Source organism: Collinsella aerofaciens, assembly GCF_001405375.1.
GTDB lineage: Bacteria > Actinomycetota > Coriobacteriia > Coriobacteriales > Coriobacteriaceae > Collinsella > Collinsella aerofaciens_F.
This window is the reverse complement of sequence record NZ_CYYP01000007.1, coordinates 24,008-46,488: the sequence shown is the minus strand read 5'-3', so window position 1 is coordinate 46,488 and position 22,481 is coordinate 24,008. Positions and strand designations below refer to the sequence as shown.

Below are 22,481 nucleotides of genomic sequence, written 5' to 3'. Positions count from 1 at the left end.
GCCACTAATGCAATTTATTAGATGAATATCTTAGTACTAACGTGACAGATGTAAACCACCGTCTGTCGATTGATTAATTTGCCCCACGGGCTTGCTCACTGGGCGAATTGGCTGCGATAGAGTTCGGCGTAGAAGCCGCCTGCCGCTAGCAGCTCGTCGTGCGTGCCGCGCTCGATAATCTGCCCGTCGCGCATCACCAGAATGCAGTCGGCGTTGCGGACGGTGCTCAGGCGGTGCGCCACGACAAAGCTTGTGCGACCGGCCATGAGCTCGTCGAATGCCGCCTGCACCTGCAGCTCGGTGCGGGTATCGATACTCGAGGTCGCCTCGTCCAGCAGCAAGATAGCCGGGTCGGTGAGCATGACGCGCGCGATGCACAGCAGCTGTTTTTGACCCTGGCTAAACGTGCCGCCGTCCTCGCCGATGACCGTATCGTAGCCGCCTGGCAACTGCACGATAAACTTGTGCGCGTGCGCGCGCTTGGCGGCTTCGACAACCTGCTCGCGCGTGGCTCCTGGGCAACCGTAAGCGATGTTGTCCGCCACCGTGCCCTCGAACAGCCAAGTGTCCTGCAGCACCATGCCAAAGGCACGGCGAAGGCTTGCGCGCGTGTAGTCACGCGAAGACCGGCCATCGACCATGATGCGTCCGGCATCGATATCGTAAAAGCGCAGCAGCAGGTTGATGAGCGTCGTCTTGCCGCAGCCCGTGGGGCCGACCAGGGCAAAGCGTATGCCGGGCTTAGCCTCGATGCAGATATCCTGCAGCAGTTTGCGGTCGGGCACGTAGCTAAAGTCCACATGCTCAAAGGTCACCTCGCCCTGCGGGACGGCAAGTTCCACGGCATCCTCCGCATCGGGCTCCTGCTCGCGCGCATCGAGCAGCGCAAACATACGGCGCGCCGAGACGTACGCGGTCTGGATCTGCGTAATGACGTTGGTGACCTCGTTGAACGGCTTGGTGTACTGGTTGGCGTAGGACAGGAAGATCTGCACGCCGCCCACCGTAAGCGCCGCGGGCACGCCCGTGATCACGCCCACGCAGCCGATCACAGCGACCACGGCATAGATGATGTTATTGATAAAACGCGTACCGGGGTTGGAGAGCGAACCCATAAACTGCGCGCACTCGCCCGCGGTGTAGAGCTCGGCATTGAGGGCATCGAAGCGCTGCTGAGCGTTGGGGCCATAGGCAAAGGCGTCGACAAGCTTTTGCTCGCCCACATACTCCTCGATATGACCACCGAGCTGCCCTTGAATGCGCTGCTGAGCCGTAAAGCTCTTGTTGGAGAGCTTGGCAATAGCACCGGCAGCAAAGATGGAAAGCGGCGTGACGAGCACCACCACGAGCGTCATGGTCAGGTTAATGGAGAGCATAAACGCGAGCGTGCCCACGATGGTGATAACGCCGGTGAAAAGCTGGGTAAAACCCTGCAGCAGGCCGTCGCCCACCTGATCCACGTCGTTGACCACGCGGCTCATAAGGTCGCCGTGGGCATGGCTGTCGATAAAGCTGAGCGGCATACGGCTGAGCTTGTCGCTCGCCTCCACGCGCATGTCGCGCACCGTCTCGTAGGACAGGCGGTTGACGCAGTAGCCCTGTAGCCACTGGAAGGCCGCAGCACCTACGACGACAATCGCGAGCTTGGTAACGAGCGGCAGCAGTGCGTCAAAGTCCACCTGCCCGGCGGCAACGATCAGGTCGATGCCCTCGCCGATGAGGATGGGCGTGTAGAGCTGCAGAATCACGGAGATGGCGGCGCTCACAAACGACGCAACAAACGAAATGCGATGCGGACGAACGTAGCCCAGCAAGCGGCGGGTCACCGCACCCACGGGATAGCGCTCGGGATCGCCGGGCTGGCGCGGACCGTCACCCAGGTCGTTGAGGTTATCGTTGCCGGACACGTTGGCCGTCATCGTGGCGACCGAACCGGAGGAAGTGTACGGATTCATTTAGCAGCCCTCCTTTGCGCAGACGGATGCGGGGGCGGTCGGAGCGGACGCGGGCGTCGTGCTCCCCTGCTGGCCCTCGAGCTCCTCGCGGCGAAGCTGCGACTGGCAAATCTCGCGGTAGAGCTGGCAGGTCGTGTAGAGCTCATCGTGCGCGCCCAGGCCCGCGACCGAGCCGTGGTCGAGTACGCAGATCATGTCGGCGTCGCGCACGGTCGAAACGCGCTGGCTTACGATCACCGTAGTCAGCGGCAGCCCGCCCTCAGCAGCGCCACACACGCTGCGCTCGCGGATGGCATGGCGAAGCGCCGCGTCGGTCTTAAAGTCGAGCGCCGAGGCGGAGTCGTCCATGATCAATATCTGAGGCGAGCCCACCAGGGCGCGCGCGATGGTCAGGCGCTGGCGTTGGCCACCGCTGAAGTTCTTGCCGCCCGCCTCGACCGGGGTATCGAGCCCCTGCGGCTTGTTGCGCACGAACTCGCTCGCCTGCGCCATGTCGAGCGCCGCCCAGAGATCCTCGTCGGTCGCAGCCTCGTCGCGCCAGGTCAGGTTGCTGCGGATGGTGCCGCTCACCAGCGACGCGCGCTGCGGGACGGTCGCGACCACACGGCGCAGCTGGTCGAGCGGCCAGGTGCGCACGTCGGCGCCCATCACGCTCACGCTGCCGGTGCTCGCATCGTACAGGCGCGGGACGAGCGAGACGAGCGTGGACTTGCCGCTGCCCGTGCCGCCGATAATGCCGAGCGTCTTGCCCAGCGGCAGCTCCAGGGTCACATCGTTGACGGCATTTGCCGCGCCCGCGCCAAAGGAGAAGCTCGCATGGCTCAAGCTCAGCGCGGGGACCGGAACAGCGCCACCCGCCAGTTCGCTCGGCTTGGGCAGCGCAACCGACTGATTGCCCTCGTCGGTGATGCTCGGCTCGCAGTTGAGCACCTCGTTGATACGTGACGCACTGGCGCTCGCCTTGGTAAAGACCACGACCAGGTTGGCGACGTACACGATGGAGGTCAGGGTCTGCGTCATGTAGTTCACAAACGCCATGACCTGGCCCTGCGTGAGCTCGCCCACGTTGACCTGAATGCCGCCCACCCACAGGATGGCGCACACACCCAGGTTCATCACCAAAAACGTCACGGGGTTGAGAATCGACGAGAGCTTGCCCACCGCGATGGCAGTATTGGCCTGGTCATCGGCAGCTTGGGCAAAGCGCTCGCGCTCGTGATCTTCGCGCACAAAGGCGCGAACCACGCGGGCGCCCGAAAGCCCCTCGCGGCAAATGAGCGCGATGCGGTCGAGCTTTGCCTGCAGCTGCTTGTAGTACGGAATGCAGCGCGCCATGACAAACCAAAACACCAGGCCAATGGCGGGCGTGCAAATCAAAAAGATCATGCCGAGCTTAAGGTCGATGGCAAGGGCCGCGCACATAGAGCCCACCGCCAAGAAGGGCCAGCGGATGAGCATGCGCACGCCCAGCGCCACGGCAAGCTGCACCTGGTTGACGTCGTTGGTGATGCGGGTGATAAGCGACGGCGTGCCAAAGCGGTCGAGTTCGGCATAGCTCAACTTGTTGATGTGTTGGTAGAGCGCACCGCGGATATCGGTGCCCATGCCCTGCGAGGTGAGCGCCGCCATCTTTTGGCAGACGAGCGTAAACGAGATGCCGATCACAGCCATGGCGCCAAGCAGCATACCGTAGTGGACGACGGCGTTGACATCGTGTGCGCCAATACCCTTATCGATCATCTGGGCAATCACCAGCGGCGTCAGCAGGTCAAAGATCACTTCGATCAGCTTACACGCAGGGCCAATCACCATATACCGGCGAAACTTACCACCAAAACGCCTGAGCAGCTCAATCATGTATAGGCGCTCCCTATCATCATCCACATTCAATTCGAACCATGATAGTACCGCCACCCCAAAAGAAGCGTAAACAACTCGTCATTTCTAATGGGATTCGGTTTCCAAAGAAGCGGAAAGGCACGCGCACACCCAGCCAGTGTCGGGTCGACCGCCTGATATACTTACATTAGTGCTACCAAGTTAGTCGCCGACCCTTGAAATGAGGTGCCGAGATGAACGACATTCTCGCAAGAAGAGCAAGACGAGCAACTGTGGGCATCGCCCTTTCCGCGGCACTTGTCGCGGGAATCGCCCCCGTAGCGGCGATCGCGGCAGAAACCAGCTCCCCCACCGGTGCAGTTGCCTTGCAGACGGAAGATGCGGCCGCCGCAAAAGAAAAAGCGTATGCAGCCATGCAGGAAGCGCTCAAAAACCTCGAGGCCGCAAAAGACGCCGCAAGTCCCGAGAAACTTGCGGAAATCGATGATGACATTGCCGCTTTTCAAGAGATCTACGACATGGTGGCGGCGCAAGCCGCCGAAGGGAGGGAACCCCTTCCCGCCATGCAAGCGAACGTCGATGCAGCCCAAGCCAAATACGATGAGGCCCACAACCGGACAAGCGGCCTTCAGGCAGAATTAGATAAGGCACTTGAAGCACTCGGCGACGAGGAGCCCAGCACAGCTATTAAGGAGCATATTAAGCAGTTGCGCATGGAGATCATGACGGCACAAAGGCGAGAAGAATCTTGTGAAGATGATCTTCACCGCTACCAACGCCGGCTCGAAAGCCAGGAAAAACAGGTTCAGTATTTCGAAAGTAAGGCAAAGGAAGCTAAAGCCCACATCGACGAGGACATAGCCAAGCGAAATGCGCTCCTTAGCGATTTGGAAAAGGCGCAAGCGGCCTATGACGACGCCTGCAAGGCATACGAAGAGGCGAAAGCCGCGGCAGACAAGGCCGCCTCACCCGAGATAACGCAACCGACCGAGACGACGCCTCCCTCCAACTCAGCGCAACCGGCCGAGACGGCACAGCCCGCCAGCTCGCCCGCGACCGGCAAAAATACCCCGCCAAGCTCCACCAAGCAGGCGAACTCGAGCAGCGGCAAGCAAGCAGATACGACCGCCGGCAAGCTCGCGAACACGGGCGACACAGCACCGAGCGCAATAGCACTCGCAGGAATCGCCGCCATGGGGCTCGGAATAACCGCCACAGCCACACGCCGCATCAGGAACTCAAAATAGCCGCCAACGGCTATTGGCTCCGCCAATCCACAAGTCCAGAGACAAAATGAGGTCCGTTTCCCCAACCCAGGGAAACGGGCCTCTTTAACTGCAAAAATTCAAGCAACAGCACCGCCGCCTCTTGAACCACGTAGCCATCAATGCCCAGACAACGCCAGCAAGCCGCATTCCGCAAGGGATAGATTAAATTAGATAAACGCGCCTTTACGGGTGATTTTTGGACGACGGGGCCCGGCCGGCGGCGAGGTGTTTGGTAGTCGAGCGATCCCGCAGGCAAAGCCGAGGACCAGCGAGACACCAAACAGCCCGCCGGCACCGGGACCGCATCGCGGCACCAAAAAAGCGCCCGTGCGCTCGATGGATTCGGATGCCCGACAGAGGCTCCTTATGGCTGCTTCCTTCCGGACCTGACCAGATTCGGAACATGTCGTCATCCGAACCCATCGAACGCGCTAGGCGCTCGGTATATCTTACCTGCTCCCGCCCGCCAGAGCAAGGTAGCTAATTTGGGACGGAGCTTTTTTGACTACTTTTGCAGCCCGATTGCCAGAGCAGCCAATGAGTAGTCAAAATAGTCCCATCCCAAAATGACCGGCTTGGTGCCGCACCACAGAAAGGGCCCATCTACTACGTTTAGGCCACAGGGGTCAACCATAGCCGACTTTTTCGAAAATCGGCAAGCTTTCTACCTGCGGTTTTGTTTTTGCAAATTCCGGGATGGTCGAAGGTGGCCGGTTTAACGTAGTAGATGGCCGCATTTCGTGGCAAACGGTCCGACCCAAGACCCAAGGCAGCCAACCTCGAATGACCATTCTCGAAGTTGCGGTGGAATACGGACTGAATTGGCCCCTTAAAGGCAAAAACACTCCGTATTCCACCGCAACTTATAGGGAGACAGGCCTTAGAGGCGAGCGAGGTCGTAGGATTGGGCGGCTGCCTCGCCGGCGCAGATGAGGTTGGTTGTGGCTTCTTGCGAATCGAGTGCCCGTTCCAGGTCCATGGGCTTGCGGCAGATCGGCAGTACCAAGTCGATACCTTGCTCATATACCGCGTTCAGGTTGTCAGCACGGCCGCCCACGACGGCGACCACCGGCTTGCCATATCGCCTGGCGCGGCGAGCCACACCCACAGGCGCCTTACCGGCGGCGGACTGCTCGTCCATATTGCCCTCGCCTGTTATGACCAGGTCGACATCACGCATGCGTTCGTCAAACCCAATCAGATCGAACACCGTCTCCACGCCCGAGCGTAGCTCCGCACCGAGCGCCAGTAACGCCGCGCCCAAGCCACCGGCAGCGCCCGCGCCGGGCACGCCGAGCACCGAGCCAAATGTCCGTGCGCCCTCGGGTGTGCGCAACAACCCCTGGGCTCGCGCCTCGAAAATTGCCGCATCGAGCAGGCGACCGTAGCCGACCATCCAGCCGTCGTATCTGCGCAGCGCCTCGACATCATCCGCCGGCAGGCCCTTCTGCCCGCCAAACACCGCCAGTGCGCCTCGACGCCCCACGAGCGGATTCTCGACATCGGAAAGCACAACGATACGAGCATCATCCAAAGCCTGCAGCGCTGGCGCCAAATCAACGCTCGCCACCTGCTCAAGGCCGGCAAGACCGGGGGCGACATCGCATCCCTGATCATCGACCACACGCGCGCCCAGCGCCTGCAGCATGCCGGCGCCACCGTCGTTGGTGGCACTGCCGCCCAAGCCAATATAGATAGTCTTTACCCCGACACGAGCTGCACGGAGCATCAGCTCGCCCACGCCATAGGTTGTAGCAGCCAGCGCCGCCGATTCCGTGCAAGGTGAGTACCCGATGCCTGCTGCTTCGGCCATCTCAATAACAACCGACTCGTGCTCGCCGTCCACTAACATCCGGGCAGGCACACCATCGCCAAAGGGTCCCGCAACCTCGCAGGTCACAATCTCACCGCCGCACGCGGCAACGGCATCGAGCGTCCCCTCACCGCCATCTGCCAGCGGCAAAGCGTTCAGCTCGGCATCGGGCCACACACGGCGCATGCCCTCGGCAACCGCCGCCTCCGCCTGCGCGCTCGAAACGCTGCCCTTAAAGGAGTCGATCGCCAACAGCACACGGCGGGGTCGGCGACACGCAGGACCAAAGTCAACCGCCATGCCAGCATCCTCACCGGCACCTGCAAGCGCCGCGGCGTGGGCGGCATGCGCCTCAAGGTTCGGACCGCAGCCACAGCCGCTGCCACCCGCTCCGCGCAGACCGCCAAAATAGCTACTCAGCAGCTCGCGGCATTCATCCGCCAGGACCCCAGCCGTCACGTTAAACCGATGATTCAGGCGCGAGTCGGCATTCAAATCGTATAGGGATCCCAACGCGCCCGCCTTGGCATCAGCCGCGCCATACACGCAGCGTCCTACGCGCGCGTTAACCATAAGCCCCGCACACATGCAGCAGGGCTCGAGCGTCACGTAGACCTTGCAATCGGAAAGGCGCCAGCGACCGAGCGACCGAGCGGCAGCACACAGGGCCGCAAACTCGGCATGAGCCGAAGGATCCTGGTCGAGCTCGCGCCGATTGTGCGCCCTCGCGACGATCTCACCGTCACGCACCACTACGGCTCCGATGGGCACCTCGCCCACCGCCGCGGCGACTCGCGCCTCCGCCAACGCCTCGCGCATGAACTTCTCGTCGATTTCGGTGATCGTCATCGTTCGCCTTCCCTGTTGCAAATTCAAAACGATGCTATCATTACGACTCACGGAGAGATGGCAGAGCGGTTGAATGCGGCGGTCTTGAAAACCGTTGAGCGCGAGAGCGTTCCGGGGGTTCGAATCCCCCTCTCTCCGCCACTTTAGTGATTCACCGGTGTCATGGTCCGCTCAAACAACGCATCGACCACGTCGGCTATCTCAGGTCGACGCTCAAGATCGTGGCCCGATTCCCACCATATCGTGAAAAGACGAATAATACCGCCGGCGACAAACTCGGACGTCGTCTCGAGTGACACGGGGGCCAGGGCATCCTCGGCAAGCACGTTCATCACACGCTCGCGGATGGAGCGGGCAATGCGGTCGCAAATAACGTTGGTCAACATGCCCGACATGCTGCTTGCCAAAATGTTATCCATGAGCCGCTCGTGCGTCAGAATCAAATCCATAGCATCGTCCAAAATCGCGTGCCGAAGCGCGCGCACGTCCTCGGCAGACACTGCGCCGGCCTCATCGGGCTGTTTTTGCGGCAAGCCCGACATGAGCTCATCGATATAAAAGGCAAAGTAATCGTTCTTGTCGCGAAAGTGCTTGTAGAACGTCGTGCGGCGAATCATGGCGCGGTCGCACAGCATGGCAACCGTCAGGTCCTCAAAACGATGCTCCTCGAGAAGCTCGGTGAAGGCATCGAAAAGGGCGCGGTAGGTTTTCTTAATGCGAAGGTCCACTGGTATCGCCATCCTCAGGGCAAAGACAACACTCGTCAATCTGTCGCATATCTTACACCTGTACCTCGCGCGCTTTGCCCCGGTGCCGACCCCGCCGAAAACACAACGCTTACCGGAAAGTTCGGCACGGTAAAACGTTGCGGGTATACTAGTAGCGTTATACCAACGGCAGCTGGCGCATGCCGCCGCGGCCATTCGAAACGGAGACATCATGATTACCGTCATCATCGGCATCGTTGTTGTCATTGTGATTGTCTGCGCCATCGCCGGCATCTACAACAACATGGTCACCAAGCGTAACCGCATCGATAACGCCTGGCAGAACATCGATACGCAGCTGCAGCGCCGTAACGACCTGATCCCCAACCTGGTCGAAACCGTCAAGGGCTACGCCAAGCACGAGCAGGAGACGCTCTCCGCCGTGATCAGCGCGCGTAACACCGCCGTCAAGGCCACCACGCCCGAGGCCAAGATGGAAGCCGACAACGTGCTGACCGGCGCACTGCGCCAGCTCTTCGCTGTGGCCGAGGCCTATCCCGATCTTAAGGCAAACACCAACTTTACGCAGCTGCAGGCATCGCTCGAGGACACCGAGAACAAGATTAGCTATGCACGCCAGAGCTACAACGACTGCGTGCTCAGCTACAACAACGCCATTCAGACGTTCCCGGCTGTCATCTTTGCCGGCATCTTCCAGTTTAAGGAGCGCCAGGGCTTCGAGGCCGCTGAAGCAGCCCGCCAGGCCCCGACCGTCAAGTTCTAGTAGTTTGACAGCGCATCCTTAATCGGCCAAATGCATAAACCGCCCCGTCGAATGCATACTTCGACGGGGCGGTTTCCTTTTTCGCGAAGGTCCCCCTCTAAGCGTCGTGCATTTTTAGGAGTATTCAACATAACCAAGGGCTTCGGGCGCCACGACAAATGCCAAAGACCGCGAATATCCCTGCAAATCAAACGCTGTCAGCCCGTAACCCCACCCATCATTCGTAGAAAACATCAAGAAATCCCGATTTTTTGCCCGAAGCCGGTATGCAGGGGCCTTCGATTGCAGAATACTCGCAAAAATGCACGTCGCCACCGCCCCCACATGGCGCGAAGCAAAACAAAAGGGCGACCTTCCTTTCCGGCGCACTCCGCAGGACGAAAGAACCCCCGCCGCACGTAGTGCGCAGCGGGGGTTCTTTCATGTCCGAGGACGCGCCGGAAAGGAAGGTCGCCCTCGGGCCGGACAGCTAAGACAGCTTACGCCACGGTGTAAACCCAGTTGTGCTTGTCCTCGACAGCACCGGACTGGATACCAGTCAGGGTCTCGCGAAGCTTCTTCATCACGGGACCGATCTCGGTGTAGCCAGCCGGGAAGGTCACGGTCTCGTCGGCGCCATAGACCTTGTTGTCGATTTCGCCAACCGGAGAGATGACGGCAGCGGTGCCGCACAGGCCGCACTCGACAAAGGTACCGGCCTTGACCTCGGCCCACTCGACGGGGCGCTGGTCAACGGTCATGCCCAGGTCCTGAGCAACCTGAACAAGCGAACGACGGGTGATGGAGGGCAGGATGGAGTCGGTGTGCGACTGCGGAACGACGAGGGTGCCGTCCTCCTTCACGAACAGGACGTTGGCGCCACCGGTCTCCTCGACATAGGTGCGGGACTCGGAGTCGAGATACAGGTTCTCGGCATAGCCCTCGCGATGGGCCTCCATCGTGGGCTTGAGGGACATGGCGTAGTTGAGGCCGGCCTTGATGTTGCCGGTGCCGTGCGGTGCAGCACGGTCATACTCGGAAACGCGCAGCTTGACGGGCTTAAGGCCACCCTTAAAGTACGGACCGACCGGAGTCACGAGAATGCGGAACGTGTACTCAGGAGCGGGAGCCACGCCAATCACGTCACCGGAGCCGATCATAAACGGACGCACGTACAGGGTCGCACCGGAACCGAAGGGCGGAACCCAGGCGGCGTTAGCAGAAACGACCTGCTTGACGGCCTCAACGAACTTGTCCTTGGGGAACGGGGGCATCTCGAGGCGCTGAGCAGAGTTGTACATACGCTCGGCGTTCATGTCGGGACGGAAACAGACGATGCTGCCGTCCTCGGCGGTGTAGGCCTTCAGGCCCTCAAAGACCTCCTGGCAGTAATGGAAGATGCCGCCGCACTCGGAGACATGCAGGGTGTGGTCGGTGGTCAGGCCACCTTCGTCCCACTCGTCATCCTTCCAATGAGCCTCGTAGCTGTAATCGGTCTTCATGTAGCCAAAGCCGAGGCTACCCCAATCGACATCCTTCTTCTCGACAGTCATATGTCGCTCCTTACATACACAGTTGCAAACTCGCGAACCCGCACGCAAGGACCGAGGCCGACCGCGTCGCAACGTCGCACGCCCGGAGCGTAGGGCCGGACGGGACACGCGAACAGCATCAAAGCCGATAGCACGTCGATTCGCATGCACGAGATTGTACTCCCCGTACGCGTCGGATAAAACGTTTTTCTTTAACTAACTAAAGTATTTTCATTTGACCGAAACTAAAGAGGCCCGCCACCGTAAGCGGTGACGGGCCTCAACGGCACGGTTTGCGCGCTGGCTCGAGCTACGCGTTCTTTTTGCCCAGCTTAGCCTTGACCAGACCGACCACGGTCGGGATGATCGACACGGCAACGATGCCGACAATCAGCAGCTCAAAGTGCTCCTGCACAAAGGGAATGCCGCCAAAGAAGTAGCCCAGCAGCGTAAAGACCGTCGACCAGGTAATGCCGCCCAGCACGTTAAAAACGACAAAGTTGCGCCAGTGCATGCCGCCCATGCCAGCGATAAAGGGCACAAAGGTGCGGATAAACGGGAAGAAGCGACCCAGGAAGATGGCCAGGTGACCCCACTTGTCCAAGAAGTCCTCGGACTTTTTAATGCGCTCGGGCGTCATGGCCTTGACCTTGCCCGAAGCGATGATCTTTTTGCCAAAGAAGTGACCGATCATAAAGTTGCACTGATCGCCCAAAATGGCAGCGGCCCATGCGGTGGCCAGAAGCGCCACAATGTTAAAGCCGCCATTGTGGGCAAAGAAGCCCGAAGCGAACAGCAGCGAATCACCGGGAAGGAACGGGAAGAACACCACGCCTGTCTCAATGAAGATAATCAGGAACACGCAGCCGTAGGCCATAAGCGGGCCGGCGGCGATCCAGCTGGCGATCGCGGTGCGCGGGTCCTTAAGCAGCTCGGCAATAAAATTGATGAAACCCATGAAGTAAAACCTCTCAGTTGTGGGCGCGGATACGTCCAAGTTGACCAGTATACGGTTGCGGTGCCCCCTCGTGCGCAACCCCACAAAAGCATGACTCCATTACCAGCAAGTTTGCATAACTGACACCTGTCGCGCAATGCCGCCAAGATTGTCCCTCCTAATCCCTAGCGAATCGCTATACTTTATTGAATCGCATTGCCATGGCGCTAAGGGAGGGCGGCCGGTGAGCTTTATCAATACCATTCGCGAGGACATCAAGACCGTCCAAGCGCAGGACCCCGCCGCGCAAAACGGTCTGGTCATCTTCCTTTCCTATCCTGGCCTGCACGCCAAGTGGAACCACGTGCCCGAGCACTGGCTCTGGAAGCATGGCCATCGCTCGCTCGCCCGTGTGCTCTCGCAAATCACCCGCCACATCACCGGCGTCGAGATTCACCCTGCCGCGCAGATTGGCAAGCACTTCTTTATCGACCATGCCATGGGCGTCGTCATCGGCGAGACCACCATCGTGGGCGACAACTGCGTGCTCTACCAGGGCGTCACGCTCGGCGGTACCGGCAACGAGACCGGCAAACGCCACCCAACGCTCGGCGATAACGTCACCGTGGGCACGGGCGCCAAGGTGCTCGGCAACATCCACATTGGCAACAACGTCAAGATCGGCGGCAACTCGGTTGTCGTCAAGGACGTGCCCGACAACTGCACCGTCGTGGGCGTGCCGGGACGCATCATCAAGCGCAACGGCTGCCGCGTGTTCGAGGAGAGCTTCGATGCCAAGCAGCATCGCGAGTACATGCCCGACGACGCCGCCGAGCAGTCCGCGCTCAACCGCCAGGGCATCACCGAGAACGCCCGCCGCGTCAAGGAACTCGAGCGAGAGGTGGCCGAGCTCAAAGCCCTCGTCGCCAAGCTCGTGGACGAACGCTAGAGGCGGACGACCACCGACAACATTGACGCCAACGCAAAGGCGCGCCAGAGGATTCACCCCCGGCGCGCCTTATTTGTGATGTGGTAAAGAGACTGTCCCTTTGTCACATTATGCGAACTGGCTCAGATAGAGGTCGGCGTAGGCGCCCTCGGCAGCCAGCAGCTCCTTATGCGTGCCCTGCTCGATAATGTTGCCGTGATCCATGACCAAGATCAGGTCGGCATCAACAATCGTCGACAGGCGGTGCGCGATCACAAAGCTCGTGCGCCCGCGCATGAGCGCGTCCATGGCACGACCGATGGCAAGCTCGGTACGCGTATCCACGCTTGAGGTCGCCTCGTCCAGGATGAGAATCGCCGGGTTATTGAGCAGCACGCGAGCGATGGTCAGCAGCTGACGCTGGCCCTGGCTGATGCTCTCGGCATCGTTGGCCACGCGCGTGTCGTAGCCCTGCGGCATGGTGCGCACAAAGAAGTCGACCTGCGCGGCACGAGCGGCGGCCACAATTTCGTCGCGCGTTGCCTCGGGGCAGCCGTAGGCGATGTTTTCGGCAATCGTGCCATCGAACAGCCAGGCGTCCTGCAGCACCATGCCAAACTGCTGTCGCAGCTCGCCGCGGTTCATGAGGCTCGTATCCACGCCGTCGAGCGTAATACGCCCGCCGTCAATCTCGTAGAAGCGCATGAGCAGGTTGATGAGCGTCGTCTTGCCTGCGCCCGTGGTTCCCACCACGGCAATCTTCTGGCCCGGCTCGGCGGTAAACGACACGTCGCGCATAAGCGGCTTGTCGGGCGAATAACCAAAGCGCACATGCTCAAAGGAGACGCGGCCCTCCACGCGACCCGGCAGCTTGGCGGCCTTGTCCGGCAGCGGATCGGCCTCCATCTCGGGCTCATCGAGCAGGTCGAACACGCGCTCTGCACTCGCCAGCGCGCTCTGCAGCGAGTTGAAGGTAAACGACAACTGCGTCATGGGCTCGGACGCCTCGTAGATAAACTGGAAGAACGCCTGGAACACGCCGACGGTCATGTGACCGGCAACCAGCATGCTGCAGCCCACAAGCGCAATAACGATCTGCGCCAAACGGCCGATAAAGCGCACCGCGGGGCCGACAGCATTGATCATAAAGTCGGCCTTGGTGCTCACACGAGCCAATTCCTTCGAAGCCTCGTGCACCTCAGCGGAGCTCTGACGTTCGCGGTTAAACGCGCGGATCACCAGACGGCCCGAATAGCCTTCCTCGACCGCACTCGTAATCTTGGACACCCACTCCTGGCGCTCGCCCGTCACATCGTGTGTGCGGCGCGAGACGACCTTCGTCACCAGCAGCGACAGTGCCGTAAAGAACAGAAAGACGAGCGTAAGCTGCACGCTGAACACGAACATCACGCTCACAGCACCAACAACCGTGCCGATCGACACGAGCAGTTGCAGCAATCCGCGCTGCATGCTCTCGGACATCTTGTCCAGGTCGTTGGTCGCGCGGCTGACGACCTCGCCGGGACGATGCGCGTCAAAATAGGCGAGCGGCAGACGGTTGAGCTTTTGCGCGATGCGGTTGCGCAGGCGCAGATTGAGGCGTTCGGCCACGCTCGACATCAAAAAGCTCTGGAGCGCGTAGAACGAAGCGGCGGCCGTCCAAATCAAAAAGTAGATGAAGATAGTCCTGCCGCAGTTCTCCCAGGTGATGCTGAAGGTGGCGTTGTTGACAAACGCTACCTGAATGTGGCCCCACAGCTCATCGATCACGCGGGCGCTATATGCCGGCGCGGCAGTGTTAAAGATGACATAGAACACAATGCTCGCGAACACGATATAGAAGCGCCAATGGTCGCCGGCGGCCTCACTCCACAGGCGGCGCACCGTCGCCCAGGTATCCCGAGGCGTCTCGTCCTCGTCTTCGTCGTCCACGTCGCGCATACGCTCTGCCTCGGCGCGGGCGCGCTCGTCCTCGGCACGTTCGTTTTCCTCGTAGAGCGCTTGGCGGCGAGCCTCGCGCTCGGCTGCAGCCTTGGCGGCGTCATCCAGCTCGGTCGACGCGGCAGCCGTTTCCTCGACCAGTCCCGCGGCAGCGGCGTCATCAACGCCGCCCTGCTTCTTGAGCTCCTCGGTCATGCTACTCACCTCCCTTCATCTGCGATTCCGCGATGGCGCGGTACACCTCGCAGGTTTCCATAAGCTCGCCATGCGTGCCCAGACCCACAACCTCGCCATCCTTGAGCACGACGATCTGGTCGGCGTGCAAGATCGTCGAGATGCGCTGCGCGATGATGAGCACCGCAGCGTCACGCGTCTCGTCTTGCAATGCATGGCGCAGGGCCGCATCGGTCTTAAAGTCCAGGGCCGAAAAACTGTCATCGAAGATATATAGATCGGCATGCTTCATGAGCGCACGGGCGATTGCCAAACGCTGGCGCTGACCACCCGAGAAGTTCGTACCGCCCTGGGCAACCGGGGTATCGAGCCCCTGCGGTTGGTCGAGTACAAAGGTGCTCTGGGCAACCTCAAGCGCGTGAAGCATGTCGACCTCGGTCGCGCCTTCGTTACCAAAGCGAAGGTTGCTCGCCACCGTGCCCGAGAACAGCCACGCCTTCTGCGGCACATAGGCAATGCGCCCGCGGATTTCGTCTTGCGTAAGCTCGCGCAGGTCCACACCATTCAGGCGAATGGAGCCCTTGGTGGCATCGTGGAAGCGCAGCAGAAGCTTTGCCACCGTCGATTTGCCCGAGCCTGTCGAGCCAACGATCGCAGTCGTCTGACCGCGACGGCAGGCAAAGCTCAGGTCGCACAGGGTGTCCTCGTCGGCATCGTCAAAGCGAAACGACATGTGGTCGAACACGGCCACCGCATCGGCTTCGTCTTGGGGCTCGCGCGCCCCGTCATCCAGCGTGCGCTCGCCATCGACGATGCTCGGCTCAATCTCCAACACCTGCTGCGCACGGTTCAGGCACGCGGCAGCACGCGGAAGCGTCAGCACCACCATCTGGGCCATCATCACAAAGAACAGGATCAGAATTGCATACTCCAGCACCGCCGAGATACTCGCAATCTGCATGGCGTGGGCGCCTACGCGGTTGCCGCCCACCCACAGCACCGCCACCTCGGCGATGTTCATCAAAAAGAAGCTGGAGCTGTCGAGGCCCACAAACAGGTGGTTGACCTTGATGGCGTTGGCGGCGTAGTCGCTAAACACCTCGTCCAGGCGCCGCTCCTCGTGACGCTCCTTGTTAAACGCACGGATGACGCGCACGCCCACGATGTTTTCGCGCAGCACCACGTTCATGCGGTCGATAAAGCTCTGCAAGCGCATAAAGATCGGAGCCGCGTTGGCAACCGTAAAGACCGCCGCCACCAGCACAATCGCAACGACTACGCCCAGAAGCGTGCCCATGGCAGGATCGATAAACCAGGCGAAGATGATGCCCGCCACAGCCAAAAAAGGCACGGGCAGCACCAGCTGAATCGTCTGCAGAATCGCCTGCTGAATCACGTTGATATCGTTGAGCGAGCGCGTGATCATCGATCCGGTGCCAAAGCGCTCAAAATCGCTGGCCGCGAGCTCGAGCGATTTGTCGTACACGGCATTGCGGATATCGCAAGCCACGTTGGCGGCCAGGCGCGCCGAAAGATAGCAGCCCAGCACCGTGCCGCCGCTAGCCATGCTGGTCGCGATAAGCATGTACAGGCCGTTGCGCAGGATGTAGTCGACATCACCCGTCGTGATGCCGGTATTGACCATATTCGCCAGCATCGTAGGCACCAGCAGCGTGCCGACGTTATCTATCAGCAGCACAAACAGTGTCACTGCAATCAGCCCGCGATACGGCCTCATAAACCTCATTAAGAGTCGCACGTCTCCCCCTCTTCTTGGTTTTCCACTTGGCTCTCGGCGGCCATCTGCTGTTTAAACGCTTCGCACTCCTCGTTGAGCACATGGGAAAACTTGCCGACCAGACGCATAATCTCACGCTGTTCCCAGGGCTCGAGCGCGCCAAAGGCACGCTGCTCGGCTTTAACCGTCGGCAACGCATAGTGCTCGGCGAACCGCCGGCCCTCATCGGTCAAACAAACGACCTTATTCTTACGACTGCCTTCGGCAAATTCCAGCGTTGCAAGCCCTCGCGCCTTCAGGGTTTTATTTGCCGAGTTAATGGTCTGCTTGCTATAGAACCATTTGCTTGTCAGACGGCTTACGGCAATACTGCCGCCCGCCGTGCTGGTATCGACGAGCATCCAGTAAGCGCAGTCCGAAAGGCCGCAGGCACGCGAGAACTCCGAATAGATATGGTCGAGTCCATTGAGCAACCGGTCGAAGTCGACCAGTTTAACCGCACCATTCATCTATCCCACCATTCGATTGTCCGATTTTTGACCAATTTTATGTCTCTAGATTAGTCCGAGTTTTGACTATCGTCAACAGCCTCTCCGCAAATGCGTGCACTTTTATGGCCTATCGGCAGAAAAAGACCGCCGGCGCGGGGGCGGCGCCAGCGGTCACGTGAAAATCGGGTTTTATTGCCTGTTAAGCGGCGACGGCCTCATAGACCGTAGCGCCCGAGAAGCTGTCATGCAGGCTCTTGCCGGCAATCCACGGCAGCTCGACGACCTCGCAGACCGTGTTGACCAACTCAGAACAGTCAGTAAAGTGGCCCTTGTCGTTGAGGGCCTCGCAATCCTGAACACGCCAATAGCCATCGGTGTGCGTGATGTAGTACTCGTGATCGTTGATCGACACGAAAGCGCGCGTCTTGGAACGCAGCAGCTTCAGAAATCCTTCGAAATCGGTCTCGACGACATCTCCAGCCTGGAACATGATGTTACCTCCTGGCCCGGCGCCACCACGGCGCATTGATAAACGTTGGTACTCCTTTAGTAAAACCTTTATCAGAGGTTATGCGTTCGTCATTTAGGCAAGTGGTAAAAAACCGCAGGGTAGACGGGATAAAACGTTTAACCATCCCATTTGTTTGTCACATTCTGAAGGTACTTTTATGCAAACCTACTTTCCCAATTGGAATCTATCCTTTTGGCCGGGCAATTGACCGTCTATCGTTTAAGCCCGGCGGGTATGAACGAGGCATCTGCAACGCCACCGCAAGGAGACACCATGGAGACTATCGAAGCACTCATTCACCGTCGCAGCTGCCGCAACTACAGCGATCGTCCCGTCGAGGCCGAAAAGCTTGCACGTATTATCGAAGCCGGCCAATATGCACCGAGCGGCATGGGACGCCAGCCGGTGACGTTTGTCGCCGTCACCGACCCCGCGACCGTCGAGCGTCTCTCACAGCTCAACGCCCAGGTCATGGGCAGCAACAGCGACCCCTTCTATGGCGCCAAGACCGTTGTGGTGGTGCTGGTTGACCGCAGCGTGCCCACACATCTGGAAGACGGCTCGCTCGCCATGGGCAACTTGCTCAACGCCGCCTATGCACTGGGTGTCGATTCGTGCTGGATTCACCGCGCGCATGAGGTCTTTGACTCGCCCGAGGGCCTGGAGCTGCTGGCCAGCTGGGGCCTGCCCGCCGACGGCAGCCTGCGCGGTGTCGGTAACTGCATTCTGGGCTATGCCGAGGACACGCTACCCGAGCCCAAACCCCGCCGCAACAACGTGGTGTACGTCAAGTAGCGCAGGAGTGTCCCAAACTGCCGACAGAAAAGGAACGTCCCCTTCTGCCGGCAAGCTATGTTGATATTTGAGTTGTCGTCGCTTCGCTTGTCTGGGTCGTTTCGGCGTCGTCGCCTTGCTTGTCTTCGTCCTTTTGAGCATCGGCGATGGTGGTGGCCGCCGCGACGATGCCGCGCTGGGGCGCGACGCCTGTCTGGGTCTGAGCGCCCTCGATAACTTCTGTGCCTGCATGCGCGAGCTCGGGCGATTTAAACACTGCGTCCAAGTTGGCGCCACCGCCGGCGTAGCCAAGCGCAGCGAGTGCGATGACGATCACTGCAACGACGGCCACGATCGGAACATAACGATGCCAACCAGCCGGATTGAGTCCACTGCGGCGAGCCGCCCCGCGGCTGATGTAACCGAGCGTTCCGTCGTGCTTGAGCTTTGAGCCCACCACGCGTTTGCGGCCCCACAGCGAGGACTCTGCCTGCATTGCCAAGCGGGCGCTTGCCGAAGGATAGCCGTATTTAGTGCGCTTGAACGAGCCATCAAACCCCGAGGCGTGTTTACCCCACGTCACCGATGTCGTGCGTCGGTTGACCGGCGCGGCACTCCGCCTTCTGCGGCTCGGTTTTGAAGTCTCAGCCATATGCCCTCGCACGCCATAACCAAATCGAAACAATAACGCTTTGGACTGTAGCACACGCGTCGCGCGCGGTCACGGGCGCCTCGCTCAACGGTCATCGTCCTTCAGCAAGCGCCACAGCGTTGTACGGCTTATGCCCAGTACCTCCGCCGCACGGGTTCGGTTGCCGTGGAGATGATCTACAACCAGATGCGCGATATCTCGCTCGGTATCGGCCAGCGGTCGCAGGATATACAGGTCGCTTTCGAGCGTCGGGGCGCCAAAGGCTGCGGTCTTAATCACGTCCTCTTGGGCGAGCACTTCCTCCGCCACAGCGCGGTCCACCGCGCCCGCCCCCACCAATATATACAGTCGTTCCGAGACCTCGCGGAGCTGCAGATAATTGCGCGGCCAGCGGTAAGCATCGAGCGTCTTCGTCGCCGCGGAAGACAGCGTGGGCGCTGCCGTCCCAAATGCGTCAGCGAGATATTCCAAATAGCGCGCAACCTTCGTCGACGCGGCTCCCTGCTCGGCGATTGCCGGCGCCACGCTCACCGCACAGGCGAAGCGCTCGGTCACAAAGGCGGCTTGATCACTTTCGCTGCCGCCCGGCATGTCATTCGCCGTCAGCACCACATGGCAGCGCGTCGCCAACGCGGTGTCGGCCATCGTGGAGACCAGCTCGCGGAGGCGCTGGGGGCCAACCGCGTTCCAGCCCTCAATGCAAAGGGTCAGCCCCGTTTGGAACAACGGCGATTCGGCGCTTTTGAGCACATGGCGCCAACCGCGCTCGGTGAGCTCATCGAGCGCAACGGAAACAAAGGGCTGACCGGCAAAAGGACCGTCCAGATAGAGGCGCCTGGCGATCTCGACCTGACCCGCTCCCAGCTCGCCCTCGAGCATAAGGGGCACACCGCGCGCGTAACTCTCTGCAACCGGCGCAGCCACCGAGGCCGCCCCCTCAACGATGCCGTACGCGCTCGATTCGTAGCGGGCCTCAACTTCGTCGGCGTTGAGCCACTCGATACCCGCATGCGTCGCGGCACCGCGCACCTCGCGGACCACGACGACCCAAAGGCCCCCGCCCTCTTTGTCGGTGGGGCGAACGGTCAGGCTCAGGCGCGTACCCTCACGCCCCATAACCAGACGCGCGCCGTCTCCTATACGGTCGAGGCGCTCAGCGACAAAAGTCGCCACACCCCGCTCAAGCGCCGCGTCATTCATGGTCGAGATCGCGACGTCCCCACGCGCATCGATCGCCAATACCGATGCCCCGGCAGCAGCCAGGGCATCGGTCAAGATGTTCAGCTTGGCATCGCTATCCATGATTTGCCCCTGTCTGCAGCGACGTGCAACCGCCGGCGGTCGCACGACCGAGTGTTTCAAAATTGAACGATATTGCTCACCAAACACTATAGGGCAGAAAGCGCCGTCCTGCGAGTATAGGTGTTGCCCCGCATCGCCATCCTGGCGGGGCGATAAGAGCTCTTCGGGACTTATAAACCTGCGGACAAGCCATACCCGCAAGAGCTCCTATCGCTCCACCGTGAGAATGCGCTCGCCAGCACGCAGCACGCAGCACGCAAATAAGCTACTTCTCTACCAGATTCCCAGCACGTGTTGCATTCCCAAACTCATGCACGCAATGCCAATCCAGCAGCAAAAGCCCAATGCGATGGGCTTGCCGCCCTTTTTGACCAGCTCGACGATATCGGTATTAAAACCAATAGCCGCCATGGCCATCACGATAAAGAACTTTGACAGCTCCTTGATGGGCGCCGTGATGGACACAGGAAGCTGAAACACCGTGGTGATCACGCTCGCCAGCACAAAGAACAGCACGAACATGGGAAACGCGCGTTTAAGCGAGAACGTGCTTTTGGCGTCGCCGCCGGCCTTGCGCGCCAGATGCATCTGCCAGCATGCGAGAACCAACGTGATGGGAATAATGGCCAGCGTCCTGGTGAGCTTGACCACCGTGGCGCTCTCGAGCACATTGGCGCCGGGATGCATGCTGTCCCAAGCGCTCGCCGCAGCCGTTACGGACGAGGTGTCGTTGATGGCGGTACCGGCAAACAGGCCAAAGCCCTCGTTGGTCAGCCCGAGCATGCCGCCGAGCGTCGGAAACACGAGCGCCGCGATAACGTTGAACAGGAAGATGACCGAAATGGCCTGGGCAATCTCGCGATCGTCGGCATCGATGACGGGTGCGGTCGCGGCGATGGCAGAACCGCCGCAAATCGACGAACCCACACCCACAAGCGTCGCGATCTTGCCCGGTACGTTCATGACGCGGCAGAGCACAAAGGCGATGACAAGCGAGGTCGAGATTGTCGCCACGATAATGGGCAGCGACTGGGCGCCCTTGGACAGAATCTGGGAGAGGTTCATGCCAAAGCCAAGCAGGATAACCGCGTACTGCAAGACTTTTTTGGACGTATAGGTAACGCCGGCGGCGAGCGGTTCGCGACGATTCTTGGGAAAGACGAGCGCCAGGACCATGCCAAAAAGGATGGCAAATACCGGCCCGCCGACCACCTCAATCTGTTTGCCGAGCAACGTCGCGGGGATAGCGATGATCAGGCAGAACAAGACGCCTTTCCAGCGCTCGCGTACGATATTTGCCAGTTGCATATGGGACTCCTTCTTTCTATTTCACGTTTGCGACGGCTTATGATACGGCAACATTGAGCGCAGCCTTGCGCAAACACAGACTAAGATGCCGCAATAGTTCTCAGGCAACAGCCGAATTACCCACCGCGGAGAGCTGACTCGCGGCATAATTAACAACTGACATATGAGTTTGATAGAACAGTTGCGAGGCGCTATGGAAGAATCGATGCACGTCGGCGAGCAGGAAACGAGCCTACAGGACCAGTCCTACCACACCATTCGACGCAAAATCGTCTACCTGGATTACAAGCCGGGCGAAAAGCTGGGCGTCAAGCAACTTTGCGACGACCTAGATATGGGGCGCACCCCTGTGCGCGAGGCTTTGGTTCGTTTGGCGCAGGAAGGCCTGGTGCGCACCGTGCCCCAGAGCGGTACCTACGTCTCGCCCATCAACCTCACCCTTGCCGAGAGTGCCTGTTACATCCGCGAGCATCTGGAAAAGCAGGTGATCGTGGAGTGCTGTGCGCGCGCCACGTCGGCCGGCATCGAGCAGCTCGACCGCGCCATCGTGCTGCAGGAAAAGGCCATGGCCGAAGAGGATCGCATCGGCTTCTTTTTGAGCGACAACCTCATGCATCACATGATTTTTAGCATCGCATGTCGCAGCACCGTGTGGTCGTGGCTCGAAGAGACCAATGCCGACCTGGAGCGCTTCCGCTGGCTGCGCGCCGCCACACAGGTTCTCGACAATCAGGACATCGTGAACGAGCACAAGCAGATTCGCCGCGCTATCGCCGGTCGCGACCCCATCGAAGCGAGCTTTTTGGTCAGCAAGCACCTGCACATGATGTTCCGCAACCAAACCGAAGTTCTGGACCAGTTCCCCGAGTACTTCGAGACCAGCAAGCTCCGCTAACCTACAAAATGGGACAGGTTCATTTTGGCAGGTTTTATCTGGTCAAATGCAACAAGGCCCGGCTCCGTCTTTGATGCGGAGCCGGGCCTTAGTCGCTAGAACGG

At 60.1% G+C, this 22,481-nt stretch carries 18 protein-coding genes, 1 tRNA gene and 1 other RNA gene; 6 read left to right on the top strand and 14 right to left on the bottom strand.

The window, feature by feature from the left end; genetic code table 11:
- Nucleotides 1–95: 95 nt before the first annotated feature.
- Together ARB25_RS04900 and ARB25_RS04895 are read right to left on the bottom strand one after the other, a co-directional pair.
- Nucleotides 96–1,955, bottom strand: a complete 1,860-nt coding sequence (locus ARB25_RS04900) for an ABC transporter ATP-binding protein (RefSeq protein WP_055286267.1) — start codon at nucleotides 1,953–1,955, stop codon at nucleotides 96–98.
- Nucleotides 1,956–3,812 (bottom strand): ABC transporter ATP-binding protein, encoded by a 1,857-nt coding sequence (locus ARB25_RS04895; protein WP_055286265.1) that lies wholly within the window; start codon nucleotides 3,810–3,812, stop codon nucleotides 1,956–1,958.
- A gap of 215 nt (nucleotides 3,813–4,027) precedes the next feature.
- Here ARB25_RS04895 and ARB25_RS04890 point away from each other — a divergent pair, with 215 nt between their 5' ends.
- A complete protein-coding gene (locus tag ARB25_RS04890; RefSeq protein ID WP_055286263.1) occupies nucleotides 4,028–5,041 on the top strand; it encodes an LPXTG cell wall anchor domain-containing protein in 1,014 nt (337 codons plus the stop codon).
- A gap of 351 nt (nucleotides 5,042–5,392) precedes the next feature.
- Here the strand turns inward: ARB25_RS04890 and ffs are convergent.
- Together ffs and tadA are read right to left on the bottom strand one after the other, a co-directional pair.
- Nucleotides 5,393–5,488, bottom strand: an RNA gene (gene ffs / locus ARB25_RS09680) — signal recognition particle sRNA small type.
- 454 nt (nucleotides 5,489–5,942) lie between these two features.
- The gene (tadA, locus tag ARB25_RS04885) at nucleotides 5,943–7,724 is read right to left on the bottom strand and encodes a tRNA adenosine(34) deaminase TadA (protein WP_055286261.1); all 1,782 of its coding nucleotides are present in this window, start codon (nucleotides 7,722–7,724) and stop codon (nucleotides 5,943–5,945) included.
- Nucleotides 7,725–7,775: 51 nt separating this feature from the next.
- Between tadA and ARB25_RS04880 the strand changes: the two genes are divergently transcribed.
- Nucleotides 7,776–7,865: transfer RNA gene (locus ARB25_RS04880), tRNA-Ser, on the top strand.
- Nucleotides 7,866–7,867: 2 nt separating this feature from the next.
- On the opposite strand, the gene ARB25_RS04875 is transcribed toward ARB25_RS04880, so the two are convergent.
- Nucleotides 7,868–8,452, bottom strand: a complete 585-nt coding sequence (locus ARB25_RS04875; RefSeq protein ID WP_055286259.1) for a TetR/AcrR family transcriptional regulator — start codon at nucleotides 8,450–8,452, stop codon at nucleotides 7,868–7,870.
- Between the two features lie 211 nt (nucleotides 8,453–8,663).
- Between ARB25_RS04875 and ARB25_RS04870 the strand changes: the two genes are divergently transcribed.
- Nucleotides 8,664–9,215, top strand: coding sequence for a LemA family protein (locus ARB25_RS04870; RefSeq protein ID WP_082421874.1), 552 nt, complete (start codon nucleotides 8,664–8,666; stop codon nucleotides 9,213–9,215).
- Between the two features lie 479 nt (nucleotides 9,216–9,694).
- Here the strand turns inward: ARB25_RS04870 and ARB25_RS04865 are convergent, their stop codons facing one another.
- On the bottom strand, nucleotides 9,695–10,747 hold the full coding sequence (locus ARB25_RS04865) for a branched-chain amino acid aminotransferase (RefSeq protein WP_055286257.1): 1,053 nt from the start codon (nucleotides 10,745–10,747) through the stop codon (nucleotides 9,695–9,697).
- 289 nt (nucleotides 10,748–11,036) lie between these two features.
- Entirely contained in the window at nucleotides 11,037–11,684 is a 648-nt protein-coding gene (locus ARB25_RS04860; protein WP_055286255.1) for a DedA family protein, read from the bottom strand.
- A 223-nt stretch (nucleotides 11,685–11,907) separates the two neighbouring features.
- Between ARB25_RS04860 and cysE the strand changes: the two genes are divergently transcribed.
- Nucleotides 11,908–12,612, top strand: a complete 705-nt coding sequence (cysE, locus tag ARB25_RS04855; protein ID WP_055286253.1) for a serine O-acetyltransferase — start codon at nucleotides 11,908–11,910, stop codon at nucleotides 12,610–12,612.
- Nucleotides 12,613–12,720: 108 nt separating this feature from the next.
- Here cysE and ARB25_RS04850 read toward each other — a convergent pair whose 3' ends face one another.
- The 4 genes from ARB25_RS04850 to ARB25_RS04835 all read right to left on the bottom strand — a co-directional run bounded on the left by ARB25_RS04850 (nucleotide 12,721) and on the right by ARB25_RS04835 (nucleotide 17,425).
- Complete coding sequence (locus tag ARB25_RS04850; RefSeq protein ID WP_082421873.1) at nucleotides 12,721–14,727, bottom strand: ABC transporter ATP-binding protein; 2,007 nt, start codon at nucleotides 14,725–14,727, stop codon at nucleotides 12,721–12,723.
- Nucleotide 14,728: 1 nt separating this feature from the next.
- The gene (locus tag ARB25_RS04845; protein ID WP_156327682.1) at nucleotides 14,729–16,453 is read right to left on the bottom strand and encodes an ABC transporter ATP-binding protein; all 1,725 of its coding nucleotides are present in this window, start codon (nucleotides 16,451–16,453) and stop codon (nucleotides 14,729–14,731) included.
- Nucleotides 16,453–16,953, bottom strand: a complete 501-nt coding sequence (locus ARB25_RS04840) for a MarR family winged helix-turn-helix transcriptional regulator (RefSeq protein WP_055286249.1) — start codon at nucleotides 16,951–16,953, stop codon at nucleotides 16,453–16,455. Before ARB25_RS04840 ends, ARB25_RS04845 begins: the two co-directional genes overlap by 1 nt.
- Nucleotides 16,954–17,134: 181 nt before the next feature.
- Complete coding sequence (locus ARB25_RS04835) at nucleotides 17,135–17,425, bottom strand: hypothetical protein (protein ID WP_006235631.1); 291 nt, start codon at nucleotides 17,423–17,425, stop codon at nucleotides 17,135–17,137.
- Nucleotides 17,426–17,719: 294 nt separating this feature from the next.
- Between ARB25_RS04835 and ARB25_RS04830 the strand changes: the two genes are divergently transcribed.
- Nucleotides 17,720–18,241 (top strand): nitroreductase family protein, encoded by a 522-nt coding sequence (locus ARB25_RS04830; protein ID WP_055286247.1) that lies wholly within the window; start codon nucleotides 17,720–17,722, stop codon nucleotides 18,239–18,241.
- Between the two features lie 55 nt (nucleotides 18,242–18,296).
- Here the strand turns inward: ARB25_RS04830 and ARB25_RS04825 are convergent, their stop codons facing one another.
- From ARB25_RS04825 to ARB25_RS04815, 3 genes are all read right to left on the bottom strand, one after another.
- Nucleotides 18,297–18,872, bottom strand: coding sequence for a hypothetical protein (locus tag ARB25_RS04825; protein WP_156327681.1), 576 nt, complete (start codon nucleotides 18,870–18,872; stop codon nucleotides 18,297–18,299).
- Between the two features lie 84 nt (nucleotides 18,873–18,956).
- Nucleotides 18,957–20,174 (bottom strand): helix-turn-helix domain-containing protein, encoded by a 1,218-nt coding sequence (locus tag ARB25_RS04820; protein WP_055286243.1) that lies wholly within the window; start codon nucleotides 20,172–20,174, stop codon nucleotides 18,957–18,959.
- Nucleotides 20,175–20,447: 273 nt separating this feature from the next.
- On the bottom strand, nucleotides 20,448–21,482 hold the full coding sequence (locus ARB25_RS04815; protein WP_055286241.1) for a YeiH family protein: 1,035 nt from the start codon (nucleotides 21,480–21,482) through the stop codon (nucleotides 20,448–20,450).
- A 193-nt stretch (nucleotides 21,483–21,675) separates the two neighbouring features.
- On the opposite strand from ARB25_RS04815, the gene ARB25_RS04810 reads away from it, so the two are divergent.
- Nucleotides 21,676–22,377: a GntR family transcriptional regulator gene (locus tag ARB25_RS04810; protein WP_050766156.1), complete on the top strand. Its 702-nt coding sequence runs from the start codon at nucleotides 21,676–21,678 to the stop codon at nucleotides 22,375–22,377.
- The last annotated feature ends 104 nt before the right edge of the window (nucleotides 22,378–22,481 follow it).

Coding starts and splice junctions, on each gene's coding strand:
- ARB25_RS04865 (WP_055286257.1), bottom strand. CDS start 10,747: ATGACTGTCGAGAAGAAGGATGTCGATTGGGGTAGCCTCGGCTTTGGC.
- ARB25_RS04890 (WP_055286263.1), top strand. CDS start 4,028: ATGAACGACATTCTCGCAAGAAGAGCAAGACGAGCAACTGTGGGCATC.
- ARB25_RS04830 (WP_055286247.1), top strand. CDS start 17,720: ATGGAGACTATCGAAGCACTCATTCACCGTCGCAGCTGCCGCAACTAC.
- ARB25_RS04850 (WP_082421873.1), bottom strand. CDS start 14,727: ATGACCGAGGAGCTCAAGAAGCAGGGCGGCGTTGATGACGCCGCTGCC.
- ARB25_RS04815 (WP_055286241.1), bottom strand. CDS start 21,482: ATGCAACTGGCAAATATCGTACGCGAGCGCTGGAAAGGCGTCTTGTTC.
- ARB25_RS04820 (WP_055286243.1), bottom strand. CDS start 20,174: ATGGATAGCGATGCCAAGCTGAACATCTTGACCGATGCCCTGGCTGCT.
- ARB25_RS04835 (WP_006235631.1), bottom strand. CDS start 17,425: ATGTTCCAGGCTGGAGATGTCGTCGAGACCGATTTCGAAGGATTTCTG.
- ARB25_RS04895 (WP_055286265.1), bottom strand. CDS start 3,812: ATGATTGAGCTGCTCAGGCGTTTTGGTGGTAAGTTTCGCCGGTATATG.
- ARB25_RS04840 (WP_055286249.1), bottom strand. CDS start 16,953: ATGAATGGTGCGGTTAAACTGGTCGACTTCGACCGGTTGCTCAATGGA.
- ARB25_RS04900 (WP_055286267.1), bottom strand. CDS start 1,955: ATGAATCCGTACACTTCCTCCGGTTCGGTCGCCACGATGACGGCCAAC.
- ARB25_RS04870 (WP_082421874.1), top strand. CDS start 8,664: ATGATTACCGTCATCATCGGCATCGTTGTTGTCATTGTGATTGTCTGC.
- tadA (WP_055286261.1), bottom strand. CDS start 7,724: ATGACGATCACCGAAATCGACGAGAAGTTCATGCGCGAGGCGTTGGCG.
- ARB25_RS04825 (WP_156327681.1), bottom strand. CDS start 18,872: ATGGCTGAGACTTCAAAACCGAGCCGCAGAAGGCGGAGTGCCGCGCCG.
- ARB25_RS04810 (WP_050766156.1), top strand. CDS start 21,676: ATGGAAGAATCGATGCACGTCGGCGAGCAGGAAACGAGCCTACAGGAC.
- ARB25_RS04845 (WP_156327682.1), bottom strand. CDS start 16,453: ATGAGGTTTATGAGGCCGTATCGCGGGCTGATTGCAGTGACACTGTTT.
- ARB25_RS04860 (WP_055286255.1), bottom strand. CDS start 11,684: ATGGGTTTCATCAATTTTATTGCCGAGCTGCTTAAGGACCCGCGCACC.